Origin of the sequence: Pseudarthrobacter sp. CC12, from assembly GCF_039907755.1 — a bacterium.
Classification (GTDB): Bacteria; Actinomycetota; Actinomycetes; order Actinomycetales; family Micrococcaceae; genus Arthrobacter; species Arthrobacter niigatensis.
The window spans coordinates 1-4,360 of record NZ_JARDJH010000069.1; the positions used below are offsets into that span (position 1 = coordinate 1).

Here is a 4,360-nt window from a genome sequence, read left to right on the forward strand (position 1 = left end):
AGCTACTGCTCTCCACAGCACAACCTCAGCCGGCACAAGCCGCCTGATCAACTGTCCACGATTTGCGGGCAACCCCACACACCGCTCAGTGAGGGGAGGTGGGTCTGACGCCAGATGCCCCACCAATCGCGACAGGAGCAGTCAGCGCGGAAGCAGATCAAAATAGGCGGTGCCAGAATTCCAGATGATTGGGTGCAGTAATGTACCCACGGCAGGGTTCAAGGCACTCCACATCATGCCGTTGCCGGCGTAGATGCCAACGTGCCCCCAGTTGTTCGGTCCCTGCGGATTCTGAACCACCAAATCCCCCGGCTTCGGGGTGTCCGTTTGTACCCCAACACGCCACTGCTCTACCCGGGGCAGTTCGATACCGGCCTGACGGTAGATCCATTGCACGTAACCTGAACAGTCCCATGCCTTAAATGCAGTACCGCCCCACACATACCGTCCGCCTAGACCTTCCTGCGTGAACCGTAGGATGTCCTGGCGGAGCTGACTTAGATTTTGCCAAGGGGCCCCAGACCGCTCTACGGGCGGTGACGATGAGCAAAGAGCCGGCGATGTGTCTGTTTCCAAGGCCGCAACGACGGCTGTCGCTGCCCGTTCCCAACGCGCATAGAGCTCGGGGAAAGCAGATACCTGGACCGCCTGGGCAGCCAGGCCTTTGTCCATTGCCTGCCACCCCGGTATGTCGAGCAGCCCTCGAGGACTTCCTCGGTTTGGTCCCAGTGGGCCGCCATAGAAGGCGCGGGCGTTGTAGAAAGCGTTCATTAGCTGCTCGACACTCCCCCAGCCCGCCCCGGGACGCTGTTGGGCCGATCCTATCGAGTCATGGTCACTGCCGACGCCGTCATTCGGAAAGCCCAGGGAAGCCGGCACGCTGGGGTTTGCGAGTACGCGCAATCCCGACTCCTGCATTGCCATCATGATGGCAATGATCTGTCCCGACCGGGGTACGCCGAGCTGTTTGCCGACCCCGACGTACGCGCGCGCCACGCTTTCCTGTCGCGAGTTCAGCTCGTATAGGACCTGGCTGCCATCGCGGACCTCCAGGCCACCGCCAGTCCCCGTACCCGTGCTGATAGATGCGGCATCAGCCGGAACACAAGCGACAGTTGGCTCCCTTCTCAGACCAGCAAGTAGAGCCACACCCGCGACGAACGCCATCAGGCCGAGAAGCACAAGGACAGTCGAAGCGGCAGCGACACCCTTGAGGAGTGCCCGCCTTTTAACCAGACCGGCCACGGCCATAGGACCGAGCATCAGTAGACGATCCGGTCTGCGGTCGCATAGAAGGCCACCATGACGCAGCGGTCAGCCGGAGCTGTAATCGCAGGCGGGCAGTTCAGCATCACCGTTATAGGTGCGGAATAAGCGTTTTGGTCCCTGCTCGTCTCATCGACCACTTGCACGATCACAGTGCACACATGAAGGCCTACCCAGGGAGGTGGGAATTCCTGAACTTTGGCCAACTCAAGATCGCAGCGAACAGATTGCGCTGTGCCGGTCCGGCGCGCCGACTCCCGTCCAAGGCTCGCGAAGGAAGTGGCAGTCACACCAGTGGCCTCGAACTCTTTGACTAACACCGATAAGGGGTTGGATCCATCGGGAAGCAACTCCCACCACGAGCGCACCCGTGCATACACATCCGAATACGACGACGAGCGGCTGTCCCAGGTGTAGATTCCCCTTGCTGCCTCTAAAGCGAGCGCACGGAAGTCGCGCGTTGGCGAAAGATCAACAGGCGAGGCCAGTGCGGCCACATTGGTTTCGCCAGGGAGAGCAGAGGGCGCGCCCGTTGCTGCGGGCGTCCCGGAAGGTACTGACGCTGGAGGCATGCTTGGTGTCGGGCTTGGGACCGGCGCCGCAGCGGACCTACCGACCGGCCGGAACAGGATGACAAGGCCGCCTATCAGCAACACAACGAAGAGTCCGGCAACGAACGAGCGCTGACGGCCCACCGGAAGGAGTGCACGCAGTCCCCGGCCAACCATGACTTATGCAGTCTGCCTGTTGGCCTCGTGCTGGAGCACGCGCCAAGCTGTCCGGTACAACTGCCGCGCGAAACCGATATTCACGGCGACATACCGCTCAGTGACACCAAGCTCCGTCGCCAGCGCCGCCATCTGCACAGACCTAGGCAGGCCGCGCAACCCTGGACGGACTATGGTCTCCGCGACTCTTCTCAGAACAGCCGTGGGAAGGCAATCCGCAGCGCACCGGCAAAGACCTTCCATGCTGACCCCCGGCTCGGGGTGGCAGTTCAAAGCAGCATTGATAGTCATGGCGGTCTGCCGCACGACGGTAACGGCATGCCAGCGCCTCCTGTCCCTTGGCGAGGGCGGCCCGTAATGCCTTGGCCCGACTAAGCTTGAGACAGCCAATTGCCAGGTATCCTCCCTCACGTTTTTTTGCACCAGGCCAAGCATGGCCTGAGCCCAGGCGTGATCGACATACTTCTCCGTGCTGTCCCAACCCAACCCGGCGCTGACGACAGCAAGCACTTCAGGTGAGGGTTCCGCCGTCGTGAAATCCATGAGCAGCGGCAAAGTCTGATGACTAAGTTCGCGCCGGACGTGTGCCGCGCAGATCTTGTTGCAGACACCTTGGACCCAGGCTTCGAACGGAATGCCGGGCAACTCCCGGTAGCGCCCCTTCGTCACGCCGTCCCATACGGCGACCCGGATATCCTGCATGAGGTCGTCCACATCGCACATGCGCCCAATCCGCGTAAGACGGGAAACCACGTAACCCTGAACACTGTTGACCGCGCTCATGATGCGGTCGATCGGGATATTGCACTCCCCTGCCGCAGGAGGGTTTAGCAATGAGACGTCGACAGTGATGGTCTTAACTGGTTCCCGGATGGGTTTATTTGCTTTGGCGTCGAGTTCCACGACTTCACCGCTTTTGTTCAGATCGAGTAGTAAGCAGAGTCGCGGGTAGAGCAACTCGCGGATGTGGATGCGCAGATCCACCAACGACCAGTAGAAGCTATAGAAGTTATAGAAGTTATTGTCGAAGATACTTAAAGTATCGTCAAGGGTGCCGTTCTTACTTTTTGGTCAACCTTCGGGAAGAATGTGGCTATGCCGCGGATTACCCAGCCACACGACGCCGCCTGGTCGGCTGACGTTGAGGCTGCCGTCGCCACTTTTGGCAACCGGTCGCGGAACGAGATTCTCCGATTCCTCACGGCGAATGGACCGGCGACGCGAGGCGACATTGTCGCAGCCGTCAGCGCCGGCGAACCGAGCGTAGCTAAGCACCTCACCGCCCTGGAGGACGCAGGCGTGGTGATAGTCGACGTCGAACCTGGGCGCCGGCACGGGCGCTCGCCCCGGTACTCTGCCAACGCAGCCCGAATAAAGGAACTGCTCGACGCGCACCTAGGCTACCTGCTCGAGAAGTAGTGGCAACGTTTGCGACGACGGTAGCGCCTGTTCGATCTATTCCGCTGCTTCACCCGCGTCTGACGATGAACCCGCCGCTGCTTGCTCACCTTCCGGCCGCCGGCTGATGTCCCTGTTCAAATACTCTGTGATGACACGAAGCGTTTCCGGGGACACATCACCAAGAGTCCTGGCCGCAAACGTCTTCACACGAGCTGCGCGCAGGGACTTCACAAACTCAAGCTGTGAATCAATGCGCTCGGGCAGGTCAGCGGCCTCGCCTCCCTGCAGATACCCAGGGTCGACATTGAAGATTTCACACAGAGCTCCCAGCAACGCCGGGTCACTGACGAGTCTCCCCGTGCCGTCCTTCATGTAGAACCAGCGGGCTCTGGAAAGCTTGATTCCCCTGCTCTGCAGCTTCTGCTGAACCTCACGGAACGTGACCGGCTGACCTCGCTCGGCAACCACAACATCAAGCAGAAGGTTCAGGCGTCGCGCCAACTCTGCCTGTGGAGACGAGCCAGCACTGAATGCCTCTTGGTCAGAAGACAAGACCCGCCTCCCTTCTGGTGCGATGGTTCACGCCGACCCTGGTGCCAGTATTCCTCTGCGGAACGCCGCCTGCAATAAGGCTTGCGGGTTGCTTCCATCCCCTTACGGATGAGCGTATCGTTCTCCTGTAGACCCGTCTACAGGTCGTTCAGCTCAGTCATTCGGCGGGGGTCTCCGTGGCAGAGGACATCTTGATGAACCGGACGCGAAGCCGACTCCTTCGGTTCCTAATCGTGCATGGTCCAGCGTCTTGCGGGCATGCCTCTCGTGCCCTGGGACTTTCGCAGTCGACCGTCCGTCGACAGATCACGCTGCTGAGCGACGCCGGTCTAATCACCCCGCTAGCTGTATTGACCTGAGAGGTTGATGACGCGGCTGGCCGGTGTCTTACCTTTGAGTGCAGTGTGGGCTCG

5 protein-coding genes are annotated in these 4,360 nt (G+C 60.6%); 1 reads left to right on the top strand and 4 read right to left on the bottom strand.

The genetic code is table 11. The annotated features are described in order from the left end of the window. Positions 1 to 141: 141 nt before the first annotated feature. The 3 genes from PV772_RS22750 to PV772_RS22760 form a co-directional block, all read right to left on the bottom strand. Complete coding sequence (locus tag PV772_RS22750; protein ID WP_347887670.1) at positions 142 to 1,182, bottom strand: C40 family peptidase; 1,041 nt, start codon at positions 1,180 to 1,182, stop codon at positions 142 to 144. Positions 1,183 to 1,262: 80 nt separating this feature from the next. Next, positions 1,263 to 1,763 (bottom strand): hypothetical protein, encoded by a 501-nt coding sequence (locus tag PV772_RS22755; protein ID WP_133247113.1) that lies wholly within the window; start codon positions 1,761 to 1,763, stop codon positions 1,263 to 1,265. 234 nt (positions 1,764 to 1,997) lie between these two features. Next, positions 1,998 to 2,978 carry a hypothetical protein gene (locus PV772_RS22760; protein ID WP_134164336.1) on the bottom strand — a complete coding sequence of 327 codons (981 nt, stop codon included), beginning with the start codon at positions 2,976 to 2,978 and terminating at the stop codon, positions 1,998 to 2,000. 111 nt (positions 2,979 to 3,089) lie between these two features. On the opposite strand from PV772_RS22760, the gene PV772_RS22765 reads away from it, so the two are divergent. Continuing rightward, on the top strand, positions 3,090 to 3,413 hold the full coding sequence (locus PV772_RS22765; RefSeq protein ID WP_109864167.1) for a helix-turn-helix transcriptional regulator: 324 nt from the start codon (positions 3,090 to 3,092) through the stop codon (positions 3,411 to 3,413). Positions 3,414 to 3,449: 36 nt separating this feature from the next. Here PV772_RS22765 and PV772_RS22770 read toward each other — a convergent pair whose 3' ends face one another. Continuing rightward, entirely contained in the window at positions 3,450 to 3,947 is a 498-nt protein-coding gene (locus PV772_RS22770) for a hypothetical protein (protein WP_109864168.1), read from the bottom strand. Positions 3,948 to 4,360 lie beyond the last annotated feature (413 nt).

Coding starts and splice junctions, on each gene's coding strand:
- PV772_RS22765 (WP_109864167.1), top strand. CDS start 3,090: ATGCCGCGGATTACCCAGCCACACGACGCCGCCTGGTCGGCTGACGTT.